Here is a 23,005-nt window from a genome sequence, read left to right as displayed (position 1 = left end):
GTTTCTGTAGGAATGAAGGAAAAGTTTAATTTGCTGGACACCGTACCTGTGCGTGCGGAAATGGTCCGTACAGTTTGGGAGGATGAGTGCGTAGTGCTCATCCTCCCGCGTTTCAGGAAGGCGTGGATGCAACGTTGGTTACGGCCGGAGGCTTTGTCACCCGAGGTGCGTATCCCATTGGAGGAACATGGCACGGCGGTGTGGAAACTGATTGACGGGCAGCATACCGTGGCCGAAATCATTGCGATGCTACAGACACATTTTGCACCCGATGAAAACTACGCATCCCGTGTAGCTGCCTATGTCGTGCAGCTGCAACGGGATGGGTTTATTCGTCTTGTGGTAAAGAAGGATGACGGAGCGGAAGTTTAGTTTTCGCTCCCTCTGTCCACCTTCAGCAGGCCGCCTGTTGTGGTGTCAAACAGTACGGTTGTGCTGGATTTCTTGTTGAACAACACCGGAGCCAGGTATTCTTGTGTACCGAATTGGGTTACCGGCAGTTCGTTGTTGAATATTTCCTTGTTCTTGTAAGTCATGACAATCTGAGCTTGGCCGGGTACATTGTAGATGATACCTTCCAGCTTTTTCTTGTCGTCCGTGGGAGCCAGGTTCAGTACTTTCTTGTTCCGGATACTGATATAGACCGGTTCGCCAGACAAGTCGTCCTTGTCTACTACACCCTGTTTGCTCGAGAAACGCAGTGCTACGGCATTCTCCTTCTCTTCGGGGACTATACGGATGGTGAGTATCTGCGTGTCTTTTTTCTCTTTTCCTGTAAACATCTCTGTCAGAGCCTTTTCCTGAATGTTCAAGTTCTCGAGCATCAGCTTAAGCTGGTTGCCGTCGGTCGGCATGTTGTCGGCTTCACCTCGTATCAGGGCATTTTTGCTTTCACGGATACTGTATATTTCCTTGGCCACAAGTTCGGCCATTTTGGCAGTAGAGCTGCTCATCAGTATTTCTTCGGTAAGGAAACTGCGTGGGTCCACTTCCTTTTCGGGCTTCGTAGCCTGCGGAGCTTCCTGTGCTTTCTTTCCGCTGAATGGCAGGTTGATGGAGTGTACAATGCCGTCTTCCGTCAGCTCCATCAGCGGAGCGACGGTCTTGTCTTTCATCTTGACGAAATAGACATGTTCCTTATCGGGTACTCCCACCAGGGCCGTTTCTATCTGGTCGAGCGTCCAGTAGATATCTGGATCATCCGAAACGCCGGCAAGGCGCAGGTAACGGTCGGCATAGCGGCAGAATTCGCCGGGGGTATAGGTGTGCTTGGTGGCATGAACCTTGATTTCGATTTCAGTTTTCGGGAGCATATAGGTCACTCCATAGTCTTTGCCCTGCGTCACGCCGACGGTTACTTCCGTCTGGGCCGATGCCACGAGGCTCAGGGTGAGTGCGGACGACAATAAGAATATACTTTTCATCATGCTTCTCTTAGGTTTTGGTTAGTAACTTCTTTAATTAAACAAAGATAAGGAAGTTATCGGTGCCTTGAACAGATTTTGCCATAATTAACAAAAGATACGGGCACGGACCCTACAGGAGTGTGCGCCGGTATGACCCGACGCAGTCTGTATTGTCCGTGCCCGTGGAGTTATTTGCCTGCTTTTTGCGGCAGTTTTAGGCCGATTTCGGCGATGCCTACGCGGTCGTCGTTGAGCAGGATGCGCAGATCGCTGGCCGTCGTGCCGCGGAAGGTGTAGGTATGCGGTTTGCCATATTCGCTGACGGTACCCGAATAAACGGTCAGGAACTGGCCTCCACCACCCGAGAGCTGAATCTCGAAGTTGGCGGGCAGCTGGTTGTCGCGGCTGAAAGTCAGGGTCACTTCGTCCACTTTCGGGTTACCTTTCAGGGCAACGGTCAGGTAGTCGCCTTTGTTGCCCTGCCAGTAGGTTTCGGGCTTGCCGTCGAGCACGTTCAGTACACTTTCGGGGTTGGTGCTGGCGGTGACGGGACTTTCTTCCTTCTGTGCTTTCAGGCGGGCGTTACGTGTGGCATAGTCTTCCACGCTGAGCACGGCGGTCTGGCGGACGTCTTCGGACGAGGCGGCAGCCATGACGACGAATTCACCCGGCTCTACCACCCATTTCATGTCGGCGTTGAGCAGCTCCAGCTGCTTGCGGTCGAGGTGGAAGGTGACTTGCTTCGTCTCACCCGGCTGGAGATGGACGCGCTCGAAGCCGGCCAGATTCTTTTCGTAGGTCGTGACGCTGCTCACCACGTCGCGCGTGTAGAGCTGTACCACTTCGTCGCCAGCCCGGCGGCCGGTATTGGTCACGTTCAGGGTGACGGTGGCTGTTTCGTTCGGAGTGATGACGGCAGGGCTGACTTTCAGGTCGGAGTATTCAAACGTAGTGTAACTCAGACCATAACCGAAGGGGTAGAGGGCTCCGTTGACGCGCGACATGTTGCCTTTCAGCCCTGGATTCTTGCCGCCGTCCACTTGCGACGAAGGTTTGCAGGGGAAGTTGAACGGTATCTGTCCCACGCTCTTGGGGAAGGTGACGGTGAGCTTGCCGCCGGGATTGTAGTCGCCGAAGAGCACGTCGGCCACGGCTGTACCGCCTTTGGAGCCGGGATACCAGGCTTCGACGATGGCGGGCACGAACTTGTCGGCCCAGTTGATGGAGAGCGGACGCCCGTTGATAAGTACCAGCACGACGGGTTTGCCAGTGGCCTGTACGGCCTGGAGCAGCTTCAGCTGGCGGCCGGGCAGGTCGAGACTACTGCGCGACTTGTTCTCGCCGCAGGTGCGCTGGCCGCCTCCCAGCACTACGACGGCCACGTCGGCACGACGGGCGTTGGCTACGGCACGGTCTATTTCGGCCTGTTCGTCATCGGTCAGCGGGTATTCTATCAGTTCGCTTTCGGGCCAGTGGGCATCCACCAGGTCGCAACCTTTGGTGTAGAGCACTTCGGCCTTGCCTTCCACTTTGGCCTGGATGCCTTCGAGTACCGTCGTCACGTCGACGGCCAGCGGGCCGTAGTGGGTCAGCGCATAACCTTCTTCGTCGGCATTGGGGCCGCAGACGGCGATGGTCTTGATGCGGTCGATGTCGAGGGGCAAAGTCTGCTTGTCGTTCTTCAGCAGGACGATGCTTTCGCGCGAAGCCTGCAGGGCCACGTCTTCGTTCGCAGGATTCTCCACCTCTTCGTCGGCTCCGGCCAGGTCGGTCTGGTAGGGAGCGTCAAAGAGGCCGACAAGGAACTTCACGCGCAGGATGTCGCGCACGCGGTCGTTTATCAGCTCTTCGCTCAGGCCGCCCTCCTTTACCAGTTCGCGGAGCGGCTCCACGAACGATTCGGGCGAGCGGAAGGTGCAGCGCACGTTCAGCCCTGCCTCCACACTTTGGCGCACGGCTTCCTTCATGTCTTTGGCCGTGCCGTGCTTGGTGTAGAGGTATTCGACGGCGTCGCTGTCCGACACGACATATCCCTTGAAGCCCATCTCGCCGCGCAGGCGGGTGGTGAGCCAGTAGAAACTGCCCTGGATGGGGATGCCGTCGTAGTCATTGTACGAGCTCATCACGCCCAGCAGACCCGTTTCCTGAATGACGCGCTTGAAGGGATAGACGTGTATCATCTCCACTTCGCGCGGCGACATCTGCGGGTCGACGCGCGCCATGCCTTCGCGGGCGCCCTTGTTGTTACTGTAAGCCACGAAGTGCTTGGCCGTGGCGGCCACCTGGTGGTCTTTCTGCAAGCCATGTACCATCTCGATGCCCAGTTCGGCCACAAGGTAGGGCGACTCGCCGTACACCTCTTCATAGCGTCCCCAGCGCTGGTCGCGTCCCACGTCTAGGATGGGAGCATAGACATTGGTATAGCCCAGCATGCGGGCTTCGCGCCCCGTTATCTCGCCGATGCGGCGCACGAGGCTTCGGTTCCAGGTGTGTCCGATGCCCAATTGGGTGGGGAAGTTGGTGGCGCGGTAGCTCTCCACGCCGCGGATGCCTTCGTTGGTGAAGTCTACGGGGATGCCCAGGCGCGTTTCTTCGACGAAGAAGCGCTGCACTTCGTTCAAGGCCCAGGCGTGGCGCGAGGCCGGCCACACGTTCTCGTTATCCGAGGGCGGTAGGCCCCACTGGCGGAAGCCGTTCAGGTGCTCGTCGATGGCGCCGATGCCGTCTTTCCACAACGCCTGTTTCCATTCGGGTGTGGGCAGGTCGTCCTTCAGCACGCGCTGGTAGCCGTAGAGGGTCACCATCTGACAGGTCTTCTCGTCGAGTGTCATCTGCCCGAGCAGGTCCTCGATGCGTGCGTCGATGGGGGCGTTGGAGTCTTCGTAGACGTCCTTCACGCCGTTCTTGTTGAAGTCAATCCAGCCCTTGCGGTACATTTCTGTCCGTACGGGCTTATACATTTTTGGTGTTTTCCTTTCTGTCTGGGCGCAGAAGGCAGACAAGCATCCTCCGGCCAGCAGGGTGGTTAGAATCAGTTTCCTCATGAATAAATCGATTATTTGTTTGGGACAAAAATACACAGATTTCCTTGAACGATGGGATAATATTGTCCGTTTCGATGGCCAATATTTTCCAAAACATCTCCTTTTTACCGTTTTTCGCTTGTTATGCTGCTATTGGAGAGGAAATACTTTACCGGCTTTTCGGCATTTCATTCTGTCCTTTATCAAGGATTCTCTGGCATTTGGAGAAACGGACTGCTGAATTGTAAATTATTCTGATTTCCGATAAGATTTTCTCCTTATATCTTTTATGAACCGTCTTATAGCCCTGCTTTAAGTAGGTTTGAAACATTCGGGGGGTATGTTTGAAACATTCGGCCCTTATGTTTCAAACATAGGGGCCTTGGGGTTGAAACCTGTTTATGTAGATTTTTTCCGGGTAATGTTTGGAATCATATTTTTTGTGTGGAAATTTCTCAATATCCGATGAACTTGTTTATATCCTTGGATAGATGGCATCAATTAATATTTGCAAATATATTATTGTTGGAAACAAAAGAATTTGTATCTTTGCATCATTCCGCTGATGAAAATGAGCGGTGTGTTTGTAGAAGAACTTATTATTACTAACCGGGGTTGACTGGATTTGACAGCGGGCAGAAATGGTAGGTAAGCATGCAGTGGGTCGGTAATTTCCACTTTAATCTCAGTTATCAAACAATTATCTGGCAACGAAAATTATGCTCTCGCTGCTTAATCGAAGTACAGTAGATTAGCTTTATTTCCACCACAGTGGTGGAAACGAGATGTCACTCAAAAGCTCTTGTTCCGAAGCGTTTGGTAAAGTGGCACAGCAAAATCGGGAATAGCTCAGGTCTTTCTCCGCGGCCTTTGCGAAGTTTTAGGAGATAAGGTGCAGGTTGGTGGCTCTGGTCTTGCCTGCGCTCGAAAACTGAAGGCAGAGATAAGCATGTAGAAAGCTTATGATTTCCTCGTTTGGACGAGGGTTCGATTCCCTCCAGCTCCACGGATATGAGTTAGAAGCCGCTGATATTCAGCGGCTTTTCTCGTTTTATATAATATGTACTGCATCCTTTTTAATCTTTCGGTATTAAATGTTCTGAATTAAAGATTCTGTGGTTGTTCTTGATGCTATAAAATAATATTGAGTAATATAGTTTTGTTTGATTTTTCGTATATTTGCGGCTAAATAACCACAAACTAGATTTTACTTGCATTTATTATAGATAGAATCTATTTTTACAATGTTAATATCATGAAAAAGTTAATCTCAACATTTATCATTTCTGTGTTTGCATTGTCGGGATATGCACAATATTCCGGTAAGGTCTTCGTTGACGAAAATAATAATGGCATTTACGACTCCGGCGAAAAACTTCTGAAGGGAATTAAAGTTTCAGACGGATTAAACGTCGTTCAGACGGACGGAAAAGGACAGTTTGTCTTGCCGGGACACGAAAAGGAAAAATTTGTGTTTATAACAGTACCTTCCGGGTATAAAGCTGTATACGATCATTATCGTAAAATTGATAAGTCGATAGAAAACTACGATTTTGGAATTGTTCCGTATACGGTTGGTATAGACAAGCGAGGTGCTCATAAATTCATTCAAATAACCGATACTGAAATTTCTCAGGTACAGGGTAATGAAGAATGGGCTGAGAATCTGCATCGGTATTCGACGAACGAAAAAGTGGCGTTCATCGTACACACAGGTGACATCTGTTATGAGAAAGGCCTGAAGTCCCATATAAAGCTGGTGAATACCAGAAACATGGATGTACCGGTATATTATTGTATAGGAAATCACGATTTGGTAAAAGGCAAATATGGAGAGGAACTGTTCGAAAGTATCTATGGTCCCGTATATTACTCTTTTGATGTAGACAATGTTCATTACATTGTCACACCGATGGCGGGAGGAGACTATTGGCCGGGCTATACGAGAGATGATGTTTGCAGATGGATGAAGAATGATTTGAAGTATGTAAAACCGGGAACCCCTGTTTATGTGTTTAATCATGATATCCTTACAGAAGGAGATAAGTTTATATACGGAGGAAAGTCCGAATCGGTCAACTTGAATGAACATAACCTGAAAGCATGGGTTTACGGACACTGGCATATAAACCATATAAAGAAACAGGGAGATGTATATACAGTATGTTCCAGTACGGTAGATAAGGGAGGAATCGACCATTCTACATCTTCCTATAGAGTAATGAATGTGGATAGAAATGGCGATTTTATTTCTGAAGTACGTTATCCGTATATTGATAATCAGCTTTGCATTTCTTCTCCATTCGGGAAAACTACATCCAATGCAATAAGTGTAAATGCCTACTCTTCAAATGCTTCCACAAAACAGGTAACATATACTTGCATGTATGGCGAGAAGGTGATAATAAAAGACAAGAAACTTACTCCCAAGACTGATTGGACTTGGGGTACTGAACTGACACTTGATAGTAAATATTATAATAAGGAACTCAAACTGCTTGTTTCTGCTGAGTTCTCGAATGGTGAAAAAAGCGTGGAGGAAAGCAAGTTCGAATATTGCCCGGAGAAGTCATGGGTGGAATTGGGAGAGAACTGGACCAATCTTTTGGCCAATTCTGAGCATACAGGTGGAATCATTTCTTCTTCGTTCGATTCGTTGCTCTGTCTTGCATGGAGTACAAATGTAGGAGGTAACATTTTCATGACTTCCCCTGTTGTATATAACGGGAAAGTCTATACGGCGTCAGTGGATGATGACAACCGCGGTCGTGCTGCCATATATGCTTTGGATGCAACAACAGGAAAGATCGTTTGGAAGTATGGTGTTGAAGGTTCTATAAAAAATACGATAGCAATAGACAAAGAAAGAATTTTTGCACAAGATATCTATGGAAATATCTACGCAATTGACTGTAATAACGGTTCTTTATGCTGGAAGAAGGATATCGGCATGGGAGTTTTGCCTTCATTGATAGAAGGACTGGCTACCAAAGATGGAATCCTTTATGCCGGTACCGGCAAATACCTGCAAGCCATAGATGCCTCTACTGGTGAAATTTTGTGGCAAAACCGCGACTGGGGACAGAACCAGGGATCAACAGCCACATTGTCTGTGTCCGATGAAGTAATCATAGGTTCTACCCAATGGGGAGCATTGTATGGAAATGAAGTTAAGACTGGGAAGATGTTATGGAGTAAATCACAGGACGGACTTAGATTCAGAGCTTCATCTCCGGCGATAATAAACGGACTTCTTTATTTGGCATCAGAGAAAGCATTCTTCATAATGGATGCAAAAACAGGTGATATCATTGTGCGGAAAGATTTATCTTACGGTGTGGATGGAACTTCTACCCCTGTCATTACAGAAAATGAAATAATTTTTGGTACATCGACGGCTGGTTTGGTAGCTCTTGACAGGAATACGCTGGAAGAAAAATGGCATTGCTCGATCGGGAAAGCTTTGGTTTATACATCATCTTATACGCGTCCTGATTCTCAGACAATAGAAACAAGCCCTGTTATAGTCGGAAATACTATCTTTGTCGGGGCTTCAGACGGTTATCTTTATGCCATAGATAAAAATAAGGGAAGTATCACTGCCAAGTATAATTTGGGCGCTCCGGTATTCAGTTCGGTTTCTTTTTCCGGAAACACATTGTTCGTTTCTGATTTTGGAGGAAATGTTTATGCCTTTTGTATGAAGCGGAAATAACATCATTTCCGAATTCAGAATATTATTAGGAGATCTTGCCATTCAGAATTGAAGGAAGATTTATCAATTGTAATTCTTCGTTTTGTTCAGAATGGCAAGATTGCAGACATCTTTTTTCGTTAGGAGAACCTTTCAATAAACGTTGTGTGTTATGTTGAGAAATCAGGTATTTTCTTTTTTTCTGCTTGCACTTTTCGGTCTGCATGTTCATGCGCAAGATAAACGGCTTGTTCTAAATTACTATTCGGGGAATAAGGTAGAAGATTCTCAGACTTTTTCGTGGAATAGTGGTACCGTAAAGGATAATCGGTCTCAAACGTGGCAGGTAGAGATTGATAGCATGGTTGTGGACAAACGTCAGGGAATTGTTGATTATACAATCAAGTATACGTTGTTAAGTCAGCGTGCTTCTCAGGTTGCAATGGGGGTGAGTTTTGATTTTGAGGACTGGTCTGCGGACAATTTTGTTTTTGTTCCTTCTATTGTATACGCTGGAAACCGTTTTGATAAAAAAGTAATGGCTTATCCGCCTTATTGGTATAATCGGGAAGAATGGCGGATAGACATGCCTACAACTACTACTTTGGTGCCCAGTTTGGAGAAATATGAAAATTGTGGGAAAATAGAATTGACGACAGGAAATGCAGCAACGCCGTTGATGGCTTTTTATTCGCCGGCAAAAGCAAGAAGTTGGATGGTACAATGTCTGCAAGGGAACAAGTGGGGAAATTTTGGGCTTTTCATTGAGGAAAACAAAGTAAAACAAAAGGCTGATTTTGCTATTATGTCTCCGGCGGTTCGAGAGAAACGTGCCACAGGTTCAGGTTTTGCTGTATCGGAAGATCGGGCTGCCAATTTAGTTAAAGGCGATGTAGTGGAACTGAAGTTCAGGGTGTATAGTCGAGTTGCTCGTTCCTTACAAGATATGTATACTTGTTTTTTGCATAACCGCAAAGACTTCAATCCTGCTGATTCGGATTATGCCGTTATGCCTTTCAGTGAAGTCTGGCGCGTCATGAATCGGTTGTTTCAGCAAGATAGGTGGGATGAAAGTATTGGTATGTATTGTTTGACGAAGCCTGGATCGAATGCTGGTTGGAATCAGATTTGGCAATTGGGCTGGGTTGGTGGTGGACAGGCAACATTACCTCTGTTATTGCAAGGGGATGAAGTCGGAGTAAATCGGGCCATCAAGAATTTGGATATGATTTTTACTAAGACCCAAGCGCCGTCCGGCTTGTATTATGCTTATGGGAATGGAAAAGAGTTCAAGGGGTTTGGCTTTGGAAAGGCTCTTGAAAACAATGAAACTTTTGTCCGTTCACAGGGGGATTTTCTTTATATGGCACAGAAACAGTTTTCCCAATTAAGAAATCTGGGGAAAGAAATTCCGGTAGCTTGGTGGAATAGCTTGAAAAGACAAGCTGATGTGTTCTATAATTTGTGGAACAGCTATGGACAGGTTGGGCAGTTTGTAAATGTGGAAACGGGGGATATTTGCATTGGTGGTTCAACGGCTGGAGCCATTGTTCCTGCGGGTTTAGCGTTGGCTTCGCAGACTTTCGGCAAAAGTAACTATCTGCGTGCGGCAGAAGGATTGGGTGATAAATTTTATAAAGAGTTTGTTTTAAAAGGATATACTACAGGAGGACCGGGCGAAATCCTTTCAACCCCTGATAGCGAATCTGCATTTGCCTTGTTCGAGTCGTATGTCACTTTGTATGAGGTAACAAGAAAGAAAAAATGGTTGAGATATGCCAAAGATTTGTTACCGATATGTGCCAGTTGGGTCGTTTCATACGATTTTAAGTTTCCAGAACATTCTGTCATGAATCAAATAAATGTCCATTCGACGGGAGCGGTTTGGGCAAGTGTCGCTAATAAACATGGGGCTCCAGCCATTTGTACATGGTCTGGAGAATCGTTGCTGAAATATTATCGGGCTACAGGGGATAAATATGCGGTAGAGTTGTTGAGGGACATTTCACATGGGATTCCTCAATATATCAGCCATCCCGACCGTAGGGTTGGAAAGATGGAACCAGGAGGTGCTTGTGAACGGGTGAACCTGTCTGATTGGGAAGGAAAAGGGAGCGTTGGTGGAAATTTGTTTGCTTCTTGTGCATGGGTAGAGGTAGCCACTATGCTTACCGTGACACAGCTTCCGAGTATTTATGTGCAGAAAGATAAGGGCTTAGTGGAGGTATTTGATCATTTGGATGTAAAATTGTTGAGGCGGGATAATAAAAATGTGGAATTGCAAATTTCGAATCCTACCCGATACGATGCAGACGTTAAACTCTATGTGGAAACTTCAGGGGAGGCTCGTCGGAGATTATATTCTTTGAAAGATGCATCCAAAGTAAAAATGGTGAATGTAAAGGGAAATAGTTCAAGAGTAGTAAAGTTATAAAATCATGAAGACACATACGTTTTTAGCAGTAGTTTTGTTGGGGTTATTCTGTATAACTTCGTGTTCGCAAAAGTCCGATGAGTATTATCGCTTGATTTCTCCGGATGGCAAGTTGGTTTTGTCTATTCAAAAGGATTCAATGGGTTTATGGGAATATTCGTTTATCGGAAATGGGGAAAGACTGATTGAAGATTCCCGTTTGGGCTATGTCACTGCACCGGAAAATCTAATTCCGTCCTCAGATTGGTCGGTTTCTTCTTCCGAACGAAGTCACGATGGAATATGGAAACCTGTGTGGGGAAAGCGAGAGCAGGTAAAAGACCAGTATAATGAATTGACCTTGGCGTTCGTTGCTCCGGAAGGACAGCAAGGGTTGAATTCGTTTGAAATTGTTTTTCGTGTGTATAATGATGGTTGGGCTTTCCGTTACGTAGTTCCTGAAACAGAGAGGGCAGCAGTCGGAGTAAAACAGGAATTGACCCAATATCGCTTTGCCGGTGATTATACATCATGGTTCTATAACGGTGAACATCATAATTTAGGACCTGATAAGTTGTCGGAAGTGGCTGGAATCCGTTTCCCTGTTATGACAGTGCAGGCAGGAGAAAATCAGTTTATGGCAGTTCACGAGGCTAATCTGACAGAAGGAGAACCTTTAGTCTTGACTTCGCTTAAAGGAGATAGCTTGTTTGAAGTTTCGTCCAAACCGTCAGAATTGAAGGCTGGCTATACTTCGGCCTGGCGTGTATTGCTTTACGGAACGAAGCCGGGGAACTTGGTTGATTCTCATCTGATTGAATTGTTGAATCCCGATCCGAACGGCGACTTTTCATGGGTCAAGCCAGGTTTGGCTGTATGGGACTGGCGTATCAATGGAGCTATTACGGATGGTGGTTTTAGATATACGATGTCTTATCCGTCTTGGACTCGGATGGTCGATTTTGCGGCAGAACAGGGATTCAGTTATTTGGTTTTGGATGCCAATTGGTATGGTCCTGAATTTGAGGCGGATTCTGATCCTGTTACTGGAGAGAAGGCCAAAGATGTACAGAGATTATTGGCTTATGCTAAAGAAAAAGGTATAGGAATTTGGTTGTATTTGAATGATGTCGGTGGTAGGAAATATCCTATAGAAAAGACTTTGAAGCAGTATAGCGAGTGGGGAGCTTCCGGTATCAAGTATGGTTTTATGAATGGTACTCCTGAAGAAAAGAATCATTGGACACGGAAGATTACGCAATTGTGTGCTGAGAATAAGCTGCTGGTAGATTTTCATGACGGTCCAGTTCATCCTTGTGGACAAATGCGTACTTGGCCGAATGCGGTGACACGGGAATTCTGCCATGCCCAATTGGATGCTCATCGGGTATTTGAACCAAAAACATTTGTTACAACCGTTTTTGTAAACATGTTGGCTGGTCCGATTGATATGAATAACGGAATGTTTGATTTAAGACAGGGACCCACTACTCGTGTAGATGAAAATCAGCCGGTCCCTTCTACTGTTGTATCGGAAGCAGCACGGACTTTGATAACTTTTTCTGGGGTAACCATACTACCTGATATTCCGGAAATGTATCAGAGATATCCTGAATTGTTGGAATTTATAGCTTCAGAAAAGATGCCTTGGAAGGAAAGCAGGACCTTGTTGGGAGAAATAGGCGAGTATATTGTGATGATGCGTGAAACGGCTGATGATTATTTGGTAGCCGCAGTGACGAATGAGGAAGAGCGAACCTTGTCCATTCCTACCTCTTTCTTACCGAAGGGCATTTACCAGGCAACGTTGATACAAGATGGGGATGATGCACATTATTTGACGAACAGAGAGTCGTATCAAGTAAAAGTCCTGAAGGTGAAGTCCGGTGATGAAATTTCTGTCAGATTGGCTGCTGGTGGTGGAACTTGTCTGAAAATTCGTAAGAATGAATAGGAACATTTCTTTATTATTGATGTAATTTAGTAGAAAATAATGGAGTAATGGTTATGGCTTATTGCCCTTCAAACAAGAGTCTCCATCATTGATGTGAGGCTTGTTAATAACGGATTATGTATCGAATTTAAGTCATCTATTGAATTCATGTTAATTAGTATGATTAAAGCTCTTTATTATTTATTGGTGACCTTTATGGTCTTGTGTGGATGTTCGCACATTGGATTTCTTATTGATTATGGAACAGTTTCGGAGAAATCGCCGGTTGTTAAACTGGCAGTGAATGATCTTAAATCATGTCTGTCAAAGTCTTCCTCTGTTAACGTAGGGGCGTTTCAACTTTTGCTTGACAGTACTTTGGTTAATGGTGAATTCGGTTATAAAGTGAATGAATCGGGTAACGTCATATTTCGTGCTGGTGATGAAATTGGTATAGCTCATGCTATATATACTTATCTTGAAAAATTGGGTTATACATTTGACATTACCGGTATATCTACTCCTTCATCATTTGACAAATCGCTATCGGAGCCTGTCGATACGCTGGTGAGGCCCTTTATCCGTTGGCGTGGTGTCAGACAACATGTGAATTTCCCGATGGATATTTCTTCTTATAATATAGAAGACGCTGAAGAATATATCAACCAGCTGGTAAGGCTCAGGTTCAATAAACTGGTTGTGCATAGTTATCCGGGGCAATGGTATGAAACTCTGGTAGATGATAGCCTTGTATTGGCCGGTAACTATTTTTATGGGAATAAACATTATATGTATGATAATGTATTCCTTCAGAAAAAAATATCCTCTAATGATTCATTGTTTTGTATACCTGAGGCTGAAAAGTTGAGGCATAATCCGAAAGCTAATAGCCGGTTTGCTGTATCGTGGATGAAACGGCTGATTGCTTATGCCAAAAGTATGGGTCTTTATGTGCAATATTCTTTTGAACCAAGAATTGCGACGGTAGATCAGATTGTATCTACCGCCCATGATATCCTTAATACTTATCCGGAAATCGATGCTCTTGAAATGATAACGGAGGAAACAGGCGGATGGGGCAGAAGGTGTACGCGTAAAGAAACGATAACTACTTTGAACAAGTATTTTGATGCCGGTATTACTTCAGATTCCATTGTCGTTGCACCGATAAGGGAGAGCCAGTCGGATCTTAATGACCTTTATACACAAATTGGAATCATTTCGCATGCTATAAAGAGAATGCAGGCGGAAAAAGAATTATATCCGGAATTGAAATTGGGTATTTATTGTTCCATAACACCTTATGCAGAAGGTGCATATCGTTTGGCCCGCCTTGCTTTGCCCGAAACCCATATCTGTCTGATGGCTTCTCATGGAAGTGAAGGAACTTTCAAGGCACTTCCATCTATCGTGAGAACAGGAAAAGATTTGGAGATGACAGAGATTTATTCATGGATAGAGTTTGACGGCTTAATGTATCTTTATCAGAATTCGATTTCCGGAAATGAGAAAATAATGAGATGGCTTACTGGTTTTGATGGAAAAAAGGCTGGCTCAATTCTCTTTAATCATTGGCGTACAGCTGAGAGCAGAACATCTGCTCGTTTTGTTGCGGAAGCTACCATCGACGCTCGTCTTTCTTCCTCCTCTTTTTATGATTCGTATTCGGCACGTTTGGCTGTTCCTTCCAAGTCAGAATATAGTAAGGCTATGCAACTCTTAAATCAAGTTGATACTTTTGCGACAAAAAATCTTGGTAATATCGGTTTTTGTTGGATGGGGGCATGGCGTAACGGTGGATCGTATACGTGGATGCAGAAAGATAACATAGAATATGCAAGAAATCTGTATTTTGAGGCGGGAAACATTTTGGCTGATATTGTACGGAAGGCTGATAAGGAGTCGGCTGCTTATGATTATTTGTCTTTTATTTGTAACCGTGTATTGTGTTCTGTGTTATATCTTGATGCTTTCGATGAGGCGGTGAATATACAGAAAGTGATGGGCAAGGATAATTGTCAGTCAGACGAGTCAAAGGCTTTTGTTAGAAGTGTATGTGACAAGGCTCTTTTGATTTTTGACCAATATATGAAAAAACATGCCGAAATGTTGTTGGACAGAGGCTGTGAAGGAACTCTTGTCAGTGTGTGGAACGCCCCGATACGAGGGTTGAAGATATATAGGGAGAAATTGGGCGGAATACCGGTTGATGGTCCTTCTTCTCTTGATGCCGTTGACGCTCCTCCATTGCCGATTGTTTACTAATCTGCATATATATGAAATGTAAAGTTTAATCAAAACATAAATCGGTGTTGATGTACTGATTTGAAGATAGAGAATTAACATAGTTATGTTCTAATATTTTAGTGAAAAAGACTGAAGTATTGAAGAAAAAGGAATATCATGAAAAAAAATGTATTGGCGTATGCTTTATTTGCATGCATGTTAGGAAGTTGTAGCTCTGATGGAATACGTTCTTTTGATACGGATTACTTTCGGATAGATGTCAACTCCAAAGGATATGTTGTCGGTATGTGGGATCGGACGAAAGAAAACCGTAACTTTAGTCCGGTAGACCAGCCATCACCATTGTTGATTCTTTATAATAGTCAGCTGAAACGGTATTATTATCCGGAGAAAGCCCATTTTAGTCACAATAAGTATCGTTTGGAATATGGGAACGGTTCTATAGCTACAGTAAGGTTGGAAGAAAAAAGCCGTTATTTAAAGTTGACTTTGGAGGAACTTGAAAACCGAGAGGGAATAGACGGTGTACAATGGGGTAATTATTATACCAATATCAACAATCTGTTGGGAGAAATAATTGGTGTTGCTCGTGATACAACAGCAGCGGTAGGCTATGCCATCGGTGCTCTGGCATTGGATGACAATACGATTGGTGGAGAATCACGCTTTACTTCGGAAACCGGTGCAGGAGGATATATAGCTCATTCTCCAGATCCGGTGAAGTATCCGCTTCCGGTCACTTTGCACGAGGGACAGCAGTTTACTTTAGGTGGAGATGGAATCAATGACGTTGCATTTTATAACCGAAAAGAACCATACTACCGGATGTTATATGGAAGTACGGCAGGGGTAGACTGTAACGGACGGATCAATATCCGTTACCATTCGCGTGACAGACGAAAGAGTGACTTGATCTATTCTCCTGAAGGTGTACCTATCCAACAGAATAATGAACCGAACCACATGCAGCGCCAGGCTGTGCCAGATGTGGATTATATCGGATCGTCCATTGCTCTTTGGGGAAGTCCGGATAGTCTTGCGCTGATGGATGTGATACAGACAATCGTACTCGATGAAGGGTTGCCTTATCCTACCTTCAATGGTAAATGGGTAAAAGATCCGACTTCTTTCATGCCGGATCTGTTTATCACAGGGAGTCCGTATGATAGTGTAGCATCGTATGCGAAACAGATGGGAATACGGGTAATACATTCCTATAATCAGCCCTTTTTGCATGCGAATAGAGGAAATGGTGGTTTTATTGATGGGCTGAATGAGGAAAGGAAGCCTTTTCATTTCTCTAACGGAAATTTGTCGCACCGTGCATATGCTGAACTGTTGGCAAAGGATGGGTTGATTTTAGGAAGAACCTGTATTTCCAATTCGTTGGCCCCAGGAACAAAAGATTGCAGTCCGATACCATCTGACAGTATTTGTATTTTGCATCGTCGTTATTTGACGGAGGATTTGTCTGAGTCGGACACTTTGATTTATATTGATGATCCGACTTACTTGAATGAGGTTGCTTGCTGGGAAGGACATAGTCGGGAATTGAATATGGTGAAAATCGGGAAAGAATTGATTCATTATATGGGTGTTTCGGCTGAGAAGCCATATCGGTTACTGCATGTAATACGCGGTTATTGGAATACGGTTCCTTCGTCGCACAAAAAAGGCGTTGCAGTAGACAAGTTACAAGTGACCGTAGGTGGTGCTTACCAAGGTTTGGTTCCAAATTTGGAATTGCAGGACAAGATAGCTGAACATTATGCAGAAGTGGCTGCAAACAGTGGTTTGGGATATTATGACTTCGACGGACAGGAATTTTTCTTTCATACAGGATTCGGTTCGTATTCTGTAAAACGTTTCTTTCGTCATATGTTTGCCCGTGCAAAAGATTTGGGAATACCTGATATCCGTTTTACCGGAGCTACACTTTCGGAAGGTTCCTGGCATTATCAGAGCATCTGGAATGTAGGTGGTGGATTGAATATGTATGATGTGAATAAACGTGTTTGGGGGAGTACAACCAGTCAGGGAAAAGACTTGCGTGATGTAACGTTTGCCAATTTCTTTCCATCTTCTTTTGGGCATAATTTCTCTGTTTCAGCCACTACTACACTCGAACAGTTTGAACACATCGAAGCAACAGCTGTCGGTTACAATGCAACTTATTCACTGAATCTGAATCCTAAGGATGTAGAGACTTGCCCCGATAAATATGCTATATTCAATGCTATTTATACTTGGGAAGAAGCTCGGCGTGCCGATGCTTTTCCGACTTCAATTAAGAGATTACTTCAAAATCCGTCTTTGAGTTGGAGACTGGAAAAGAAGGTCGGGAAAAATGGATGGACGTTGTATCAAATGGAAAATGGGCAGAAAGAACGTTCGTTCGATTTGTATCCCAAGCAATAATAACAAAGATTCTATCTAAAAACAATAAGGATGAAGAGACATATAATAGGGTTGTTGTTTGTTATGTTTTCTGTCCATTTTACGGCTGGAAATGTGAGGGTAATAGAAAACTTTGATTATGACTGGCTCTTTGAACGATATGGATTGCAAACTGATGGTTCCAGAGTAGAAGAGCCGGTCGCTGTACAGGACGTATCATTTGATGATTCGAATTGGCGGCGGCTGGATTTACCACATGATTGGGGAGTTGAAGGACCTTTTCGAGCCGATTTGGAAGGATTTACCGGTAAACTGCCTTGGCGTGGTATAGGTTGGTATCGGAAGTATTTTAAAGTAGATAAAAGCGATAGAGGAAAGCGGTTTTATTTGGATTTTGATGGTGCAATGGCTCACGCGGAAGTGTGGTTGAATGGGAAGAAAGTGGGAGGTCATCCTTATGGGTATACTTCTTTTCGCGTGGATTTGACTTCTCAATTGTCTTTTGACAGTGAGAACGTTGTGGCCGTGCGTTTGAATACCGAAGATCTTGGTTCTCGCTGGTATCCTGGTGCTGGTATTTATAGACATGTCCGTTTGGTAAAGACTTCGCAGATACATGTGGCACATTGGGGCGTTTTTGTCACAACTCCTTCTGTTTCAGATAGAGAAGCGGAAACGGTGATTTATGTCAAGGTACAGAACCATTTGCCCGAATCTGTTGAAGTTAATTATTCAGTAACAATCCATGAATTGGATGCAAAAGATTGCGTTGGTCGTGAAGTGGCTGCCTGTAATTCTGCACAGTTATGCTTGCCTGCAAATAAATTGATAGAAGATACAATTTCTCTGAAAATTCTTTCACCCAAGCGTTGGAGTTTGGAAACAACCAATCGTTACATGGCAAGGGTGAAAGTTTTTGATGGTAAGAAACAGGTAGATGCCTACGAAGTCCCATTTGGCATCCGTACTATAGAGTTTACACATGATAACGGTTTCTTGTTGAATGGAAAACGTGTACAAATTCAAGGTACTTGTAATCATCATGACCTGGGAGCATTGGGTACTGCAATCAACATCGTGGCTTTGGAACGTCAACTGAAAACTTTAAAAAGCTTTGGATGTAATGCTCTTCGGACATCACATAATACTCCTGCTCCCGAATTACTGGAATTGGCTGATAAAATGGGCTTTCTAATAATGGATGAGGCTTTTGATTGCTGGAGGAAAGGAAAATTGCCGGGAGACTATAGCACCTTATTTGATGAATGGCATGTGAAGGATTTGGAAGCACTGGTGTGTAGAGATAGAAATCATCCTTCTGTAATTTTATGGAGTACAGGCAATGAAGTTGAGGAGCAATATCATCCGGGATTGGGAATTGCACGTTATCTGACGGAAGTGGTACATCGGTATGACAAGACCCGCCCGGTGACATTCGGCGCTTCTTATCCCAGTAAGTCGGCCATGAACGGTACAGAATTACAGGTGGATGTACATGGAATGAATTATGCGGCCGGAGTGTATGGTGGAGCTGATTTTTATGGTAAGTTTCTGAATAAGGAAGGGCATGAACATCTGTCCGGATTTTCAAGTGAAAGCAGTTCGACAATGAGTTCCCGCGGTGAATATATCCCTCGTAAGTTTCATGTTTCTTCGTATGATTTGAATGAACCTGGATGGGGGGGATTGCCTGACCAGGAATTTGCGTCACTCGATCGTTATCCGGCTATTTGTGGAGAATTTGTATGGACTGGTTTTGATTATTTGGGAGAGCCGACTCCTTTTAACAGCGACAGGACGGTGTTGTTGAATCATGCGGCAGCTGTCAGTAAAGAAGAATTGAAAAAACAGGAAGAAGAACTTAAAAAGATAGAACAGAATCGTCCTACTTCACGTAGCAGTTATTTTGGAATAGTCGATTTAGCAGGTTTCCCTAAAGACCGTTATTATCTTTATCAGTCACGTTGGAGACCGGATTTTCCGATGGTACATATTCTTCCTCATTGGAATTTTAAAGATAAAATAGGGGAAAATATTCCTGTCTTTGTGTACTCGTCCGGTGATGAAGTGGAGTTGTTCTTGAATGGAAAGTCTTTAGGAAAGAAATGTAAACAGCCATATGAGTATCGGTTTCGTTGGGACAGTATTTGCTATGTTCCTGGTGAATTGAAAGCGATAGCATATAAGAATGGTCGGAAATGGGCTGAGAAAGACCTGTGTACTACCGGTAAGCCTGTAAAATTAAAGTTGGTTCCAGATAAAATGGCGTTGCAGGCAGATGGCGAAGACTTGATTTTTGTGCGGGTTTCACTTTTGGACGCTGAGGGATATGAAGTCCCTACCGCTGAACCTCTGATTACAAGTTCTTTGTCTGGTCCGGGTATGATTGTTGCGACGGATAATGGAGACCCAACCTGCCTGATTCCTTTCCGAGAACCGACCCGTCCCGCTTTTAATGGTTTATATTTGGCGATAGTAAAAGCTCGAAGAGGAAGTAAAGGAACATTGCGTTTATGTGTCGAAGCTGATGGATTGGACAAACAAGAAGTTAGTTTTCAGATTCGGAATAAGAAAGAGAAAAGAAAACATTTGCTGACTGATTGAATAATGTTTTGTTATGGATAGATTTTGATGTCGTTTTATTATGTAAAAATTGGAATAGAATGAAAAGAATGAATATGATGTTAGTAGCGTTGTTTGGAGGTGCAATGTCTTTGTTTGCAGATATTCTTCCTACGGCCATACGATGCGAAGTTGAACCTGTATATAAGTATCGGGCAGATAGTTTGCCGGGACGTGTTGTTTCGGTGTTTTTGAAGGGGAACGAGTTGAGAGGCAAGTTGCGGATAGATGTGACGCCTTTTAATAAGAGAACTGAAAAGAACTGGTATGAGGTGAATGCTACTGATTCAACAAGATTGGAAGTCCTGCTCCCAGTAACAGTACCGATAAAGGAAAGTTCTTCGGTAACCTTGACAATCCATTGTTCAGATCGGAAATATAAAAGGAAATTGGAAGTTCCTCCGATGAGGTATTGGACGGTCTATTTATATAATCATGCACATGTAGATGTGGGGTACACGAATACGCATCGGAATGTAGAGGCTTTGCATAAAAATAATGTATTGGAAGGAATGAAATTGGGAGCCGAAACGCGAGAGCATGTAGATGGTGCCCGTTTTGTATGGAATCCGGAAGTTTCATGGCCTGTCGAGCGTTTGTGGCGTGATCAACCGGGGCTTCGGAATGAATTGGTTGCTGCCATGAAAGATGGACGGATTGCTTTGGATGCGAGTTATCTGAATCTAAATACGAGCATTTGTCTGGATGAAGAGCTTTTTCATGTCTTTAAGTTTTCCAGGGAGATGCAACGGATAAGCGGACAACCGATGGATGTTTTTCAGCAGTTTGATATTCCGGGGATTACATGGGGATTGATTCCCGTTATGGTACAGGAAGGAATCAAATATGTTATTTCTTGGCCGAATACGGATCGGGGAGGAAATGCTCATGCCGATTTGGATGGGAAACCTTTTTGGTGGGTAGGTCCGGATGGAGAATCAAAGGTCCTGTTTTTGCAGCCGGGTAAATATGGTAATAGTGGAAGTATGGGAAAAGGAGAAATAACCGGTCGTCCATGGTTCGGACAGCGCGATCGGACCAAAGTTCCACTCAGAATACAGATGGGAAGTGCTGATGTTGATTTTACAGATAAGTTGATACAATTGGAAAAAAAAGATTATCCGTATGACTTTACTGTTTTGTCATGGTCATTGTGGGATAATTGCCCTTTGGATGCAGATGTACCTTATGCTGTGCAGGAATGGAATAAAACGTATGCATATCCACAAATAAGAATTTGTGGAGGACACGAGATAATGTCCATGATTGAGAAAAAATATGGAAAAGATTTGCCGGTAATATCTGGTGATTATACTGAATATTGGACAGACGGATTGGGGACGGCTGCCCGATTGACTGCCATGAACCGGAATGCGAAGGAAAGAATTTCACAGGCTGAGACGTTATGGACAATGCTGGCTGACGGCCATGCTGCTCCGCGTAAAGAAATGGATGAGGCTTGGAGATATATTATTTTAGGGTCGGAACATACCTGGTGTTTTGAAAATCCTTCGGAACCGTTTTTCCAGGAAGCTATTTGGAAGGTCAAGCAATCTTATTTTCAGGAGGCAGAAGACCGTTCCATCATGGTGTTGGATGAGGCGTTGGCACCTGCAACTGATAAGTCTGATGGAGGTTTAGGGCCTAAAGAAGGACCTTCTAATGGAGGAATAGCCGTGTTTAATACGCATACCTGGAATCAGAATGGAGTTGTGATTCTGTCTGCAAAAGAAAGTAGTAAAGGGAACAGAGTGATTGATGAGCACGGAAATGCGGTGATGTCCCAACGTTTATCAACAGGTGAATTGGCATTTTTAGCCAAGAATGTACCGGCATTAGGGGCTGCCCATTACAGAGTAATCGAGGGTGAAAAGGTTTCAGCGGGCTCATGTACGATTCATGGAACAACATTAGAGAATGAATTCTTGACTGTTCATATCGATAAAAAAAGTGGCAATATTGTTTCAATACGAAAGAAAGGAGATGAATATAATTATATTGATTCTTCGGTAGATGGAGGGGCAAATTCATTTTCTTGGCTTCCGGCCAATAAAGATATGCCACATGCTGATACTATAACTGCTGTATCGGTTGTGGAAAATGGGCCTTTTATCGTTGAATTGAAAATAGACTCGAGAGCTAAAGGGTGTCGCAGTGTTTCTCGCTCTGTTCGTTTGGTGTCGGGATTGCCCTGGGTTGAAATTTCAAATGTTGTGGATAAATTACCTTTGGAGGAGAAAGACGGCATTCATTTTGGATTTGGATTCAATGTACCTCAATCTATCACAAGAGTGGATATTCCTTGGGGTATAATGGAGGTGGAAAAGGATCAATGGAAACAGGGAAACCGGAACTGGATGACACTTCAGCGGTGGCTGGATGTATCAAATGAAACTCATGGAATGACTTGGTGTTCGTTGGATGCACCTTTGTTTGAATATGGGAATCGCTGGGCCAATATTGCATTGGGCTGGGGAGGACAAGGACCATGGCAGACAAAATTGTCTCCCAGTTCCACTATTTATTCATGGGTAATGAATAATCACTGGCATACTAATTTTCCGACAACTCAAGAAGGACCGGTTACTTTCCGTTACCGTTTGTATCCGCACGGAAAATTTGATATGGTTAGTTCCAATCGTTTTGGATTGGATCAGGCTCAGCCTTTAGTACATGTAGCGGCTGATAAGAATCCACATTTGACTCCTATTTTGGCTATTGATAACAAGTTGGTTTATGCGACTATTTTGAAGTCAACAAGCCATGATAATGAGTTGATTGTGCGTCTTCGTTCTTTGTCTGATAAAGAAGAACTTGTAACATTGACATATCCATTCAGACAACCGTTACGGGTCAGTGTATGTAGGTTGGAGGAGATACCAGAAGACGAGGTGAAAGAAACAGTTGTTATTAAACCATATGGGCAGGCAACTTTAAAGCTTGAATTTTGAAATATAGTATAAAAATTCAATATACATTAGGTTAGGGGGTGAGATTGTTTGTTTGGGTGAGAATGCTTGTAGGTTGGGAAACATTGTCGGATATTAGGTCCGTCACGTATTAAGGCAGAGGAAGATGTCACATCTTTTATTTTGAGAGCCTTTTTTTGAAGAATTGAGTACTAGAGTTGGAGAAATAATAAAATGATTGATCATATTATAAAATATATTCTTAACCATTTATTGAGTGAGGATTTGAAGGAACTTCTATATCTATTTTGTTGCTGTTTCCTGTTGACAGGATATGTTAGGGCCAATCAAGATGTTTCTA

10 protein-coding genes and 1 other RNA gene are annotated in these 23,005 nt (G+C 44.1%); 9 read left to right on the top strand and 2 right to left on the bottom strand.

What is annotated here, in order from left to right; genetic code table 11:
• Positions 1-12: 12 nt before the first annotated feature.
• On the top strand, positions 13-372 hold the full coding sequence (locus RDO88_RS09695; RefSeq protein ID WP_307759174.1) for a PqqD family peptide modification chaperone: 360 nt from the start codon (positions 13-15) through the stop codon (positions 370-372).
• Here the strand turns inward: RDO88_RS09695 and RDO88_RS09690 are convergent.
• Together RDO88_RS09690 and RDO88_RS09685 are read right to left on the bottom strand one after the other, a co-directional pair.
• The gene (locus RDO88_RS09690; protein ID WP_307759217.1) at positions 369-1,424 is read right to left on the bottom strand and encodes a DUF4831 family protein; all 1,056 of its coding nucleotides are present in this window, start codon (positions 1,422-1,424) and stop codon (positions 369-371) included. The genes RDO88_RS09695 and RDO88_RS09690 overlap by 4 nt on opposite strands.
• Positions 1,425-1,594: 170 nt before the next feature.
• Complete coding sequence (locus tag RDO88_RS09685) at positions 1,595-4,450, bottom strand: glycoside hydrolase family 3 N-terminal domain-containing protein (protein WP_307759173.1); 2,856 nt, start codon at positions 4,448-4,450, stop codon at positions 1,595-1,597.
• A gap of 590 nt (positions 4,451-5,040) precedes the next feature.
• Here RDO88_RS09685 and ssrA point away from each other — a divergent pair.
• From ssrA to RDO88_RS09645, 8 genes are all read left to right on the top strand, one after another.
• Positions 5,041-5,438: a transfer-messenger RNA gene (gene ssrA, locus RDO88_RS09680) on the top strand.
• Between the two features lie 246 nt (positions 5,439-5,684).
• Positions 5,685-8,144, top strand: a complete 2,460-nt coding sequence (locus RDO88_RS09675) for a PQQ-binding-like beta-propeller repeat protein (RefSeq protein WP_307759172.1) — start codon at positions 5,685-5,687, stop codon at positions 8,142-8,144.
• 151 nt (positions 8,145-8,295) lie between these two features.
• The gene (locus RDO88_RS09670) at positions 8,296-10,557 is read left to right on the top strand and encodes a hypothetical protein (RefSeq protein ID WP_307759171.1); all 2,262 of its coding nucleotides are present in this window, start codon (positions 8,296-8,298) and stop codon (positions 10,555-10,557) included.
• A gap of 4 nt (positions 10,558-10,561) precedes the next feature.
• On the top strand, positions 10,562-12,490 hold the full coding sequence (locus tag RDO88_RS09665) for a glycoside hydrolase family 97 catalytic domain-containing protein (RefSeq protein WP_307759170.1): 1,929 nt from the start codon (positions 10,562-10,564) through the stop codon (positions 12,488-12,490).
• Positions 12,491-12,649: 159 nt separating this feature from the next.
• Positions 12,650-14,734 carry a hypothetical protein gene (locus tag RDO88_RS09660; RefSeq protein WP_307759169.1) on the top strand — a complete coding sequence of 695 codons (2,085 nt, stop codon included), beginning with the start codon at positions 12,650-12,652 and terminating at the stop codon, positions 14,732-14,734.
• A 138-nt stretch (positions 14,735-14,872) separates the two neighbouring features.
• Positions 14,873-17,134 (top strand): hypothetical protein, encoded by a 2,262-nt coding sequence (locus RDO88_RS09655; RefSeq protein WP_307759168.1) that lies wholly within the window; start codon positions 14,873-14,875, stop codon positions 17,132-17,134.
• 30 nt (positions 17,135-17,164) lie between these two features.
• Entirely contained in the window at positions 17,165-19,717 is a 2,553-nt protein-coding gene (gene galB, locus RDO88_RS09650; RefSeq protein WP_307759167.1) for a beta-galactosidase GalB, read from the top strand.
• 59 nt (positions 19,718-19,776) lie between these two features.
• The gene (locus tag RDO88_RS09645; RefSeq protein WP_307759166.1) at positions 19,777-22,686 is read left to right on the top strand and encodes a glycoside hydrolase family 38 C-terminal domain-containing protein; all 2,910 of its coding nucleotides are present in this window, start codon (positions 19,777-19,779) and stop codon (positions 22,684-22,686) included.
• Positions 22,687-23,005: the final 319 nt, after the last annotated feature.

It is taken from the genome of uncultured Mediterranea sp., from assembly GCF_902493215.1.
Lineage (GTDB): Bacteria > Bacteroidota > Bacteroidia > Bacteroidales > Bacteroidaceae > Bacteroides.
This window is presented reverse-complemented; position numbering and strand designations above follow the sequence as displayed.

Excerpts from the sequence above, each read along its gene's own strand:
- RDO88_RS09695 (WP_307759174.1), top strand. The coding sequence starts at position 13 with ATGAAGGAAAAGTTTAATTTGCTGGACACCGTACCTGTGCGTGCGGAA.
- RDO88_RS09690 (WP_307759217.1), bottom strand. The coding sequence starts at position 1,424 with ATGAAAAGTATATTCTTATTGTCGTCCGCACTCACCCTGAGCCTCGTG.
- RDO88_RS09685 (WP_307759173.1), bottom strand. The coding sequence starts at position 4,450 with ATGAGGAAACTGATTCTAACCACCCTGCTGGCCGGAGGATGCTTGTCT.
- RDO88_RS09675 (WP_307759172.1), top strand. The coding sequence starts at position 5,685 with ATGAAAAAGTTAATCTCAACATTTATCATTTCTGTGTTTGCATTGTCG.
- RDO88_RS09670 (WP_307759171.1), top strand. The coding sequence starts at position 8,296 with ATGTTGAGAAATCAGGTATTTTCTTTTTTTCTGCTTGCACTTTTCGGT.
- RDO88_RS09665 (WP_307759170.1), top strand. The coding sequence starts at position 10,562 with ATGAAGACACATACGTTTTTAGCAGTAGTTTTGTTGGGGTTATTCTGT.
- RDO88_RS09660 (WP_307759169.1), top strand. The coding sequence starts at position 12,650 with ATGATTAAAGCTCTTTATTATTTATTGGTGACCTTTATGGTCTTGTGT.
- RDO88_RS09655 (WP_307759168.1), top strand. The coding sequence starts at position 14,873 with ATGAAAAAAAATGTATTGGCGTATGCTTTATTTGCATGCATGTTAGGA.
- galB (WP_307759167.1), top strand. The coding sequence starts at position 17,165 with ATGAAGAGACATATAATAGGGTTGTTGTTTGTTATGTTTTCTGTCCAT.
- RDO88_RS09645 (WP_307759166.1), top strand. The coding sequence starts at position 19,777 with ATGAAAAGAATGAATATGATGTTAGTAGCGTTGTTTGGAGGTGCAATG.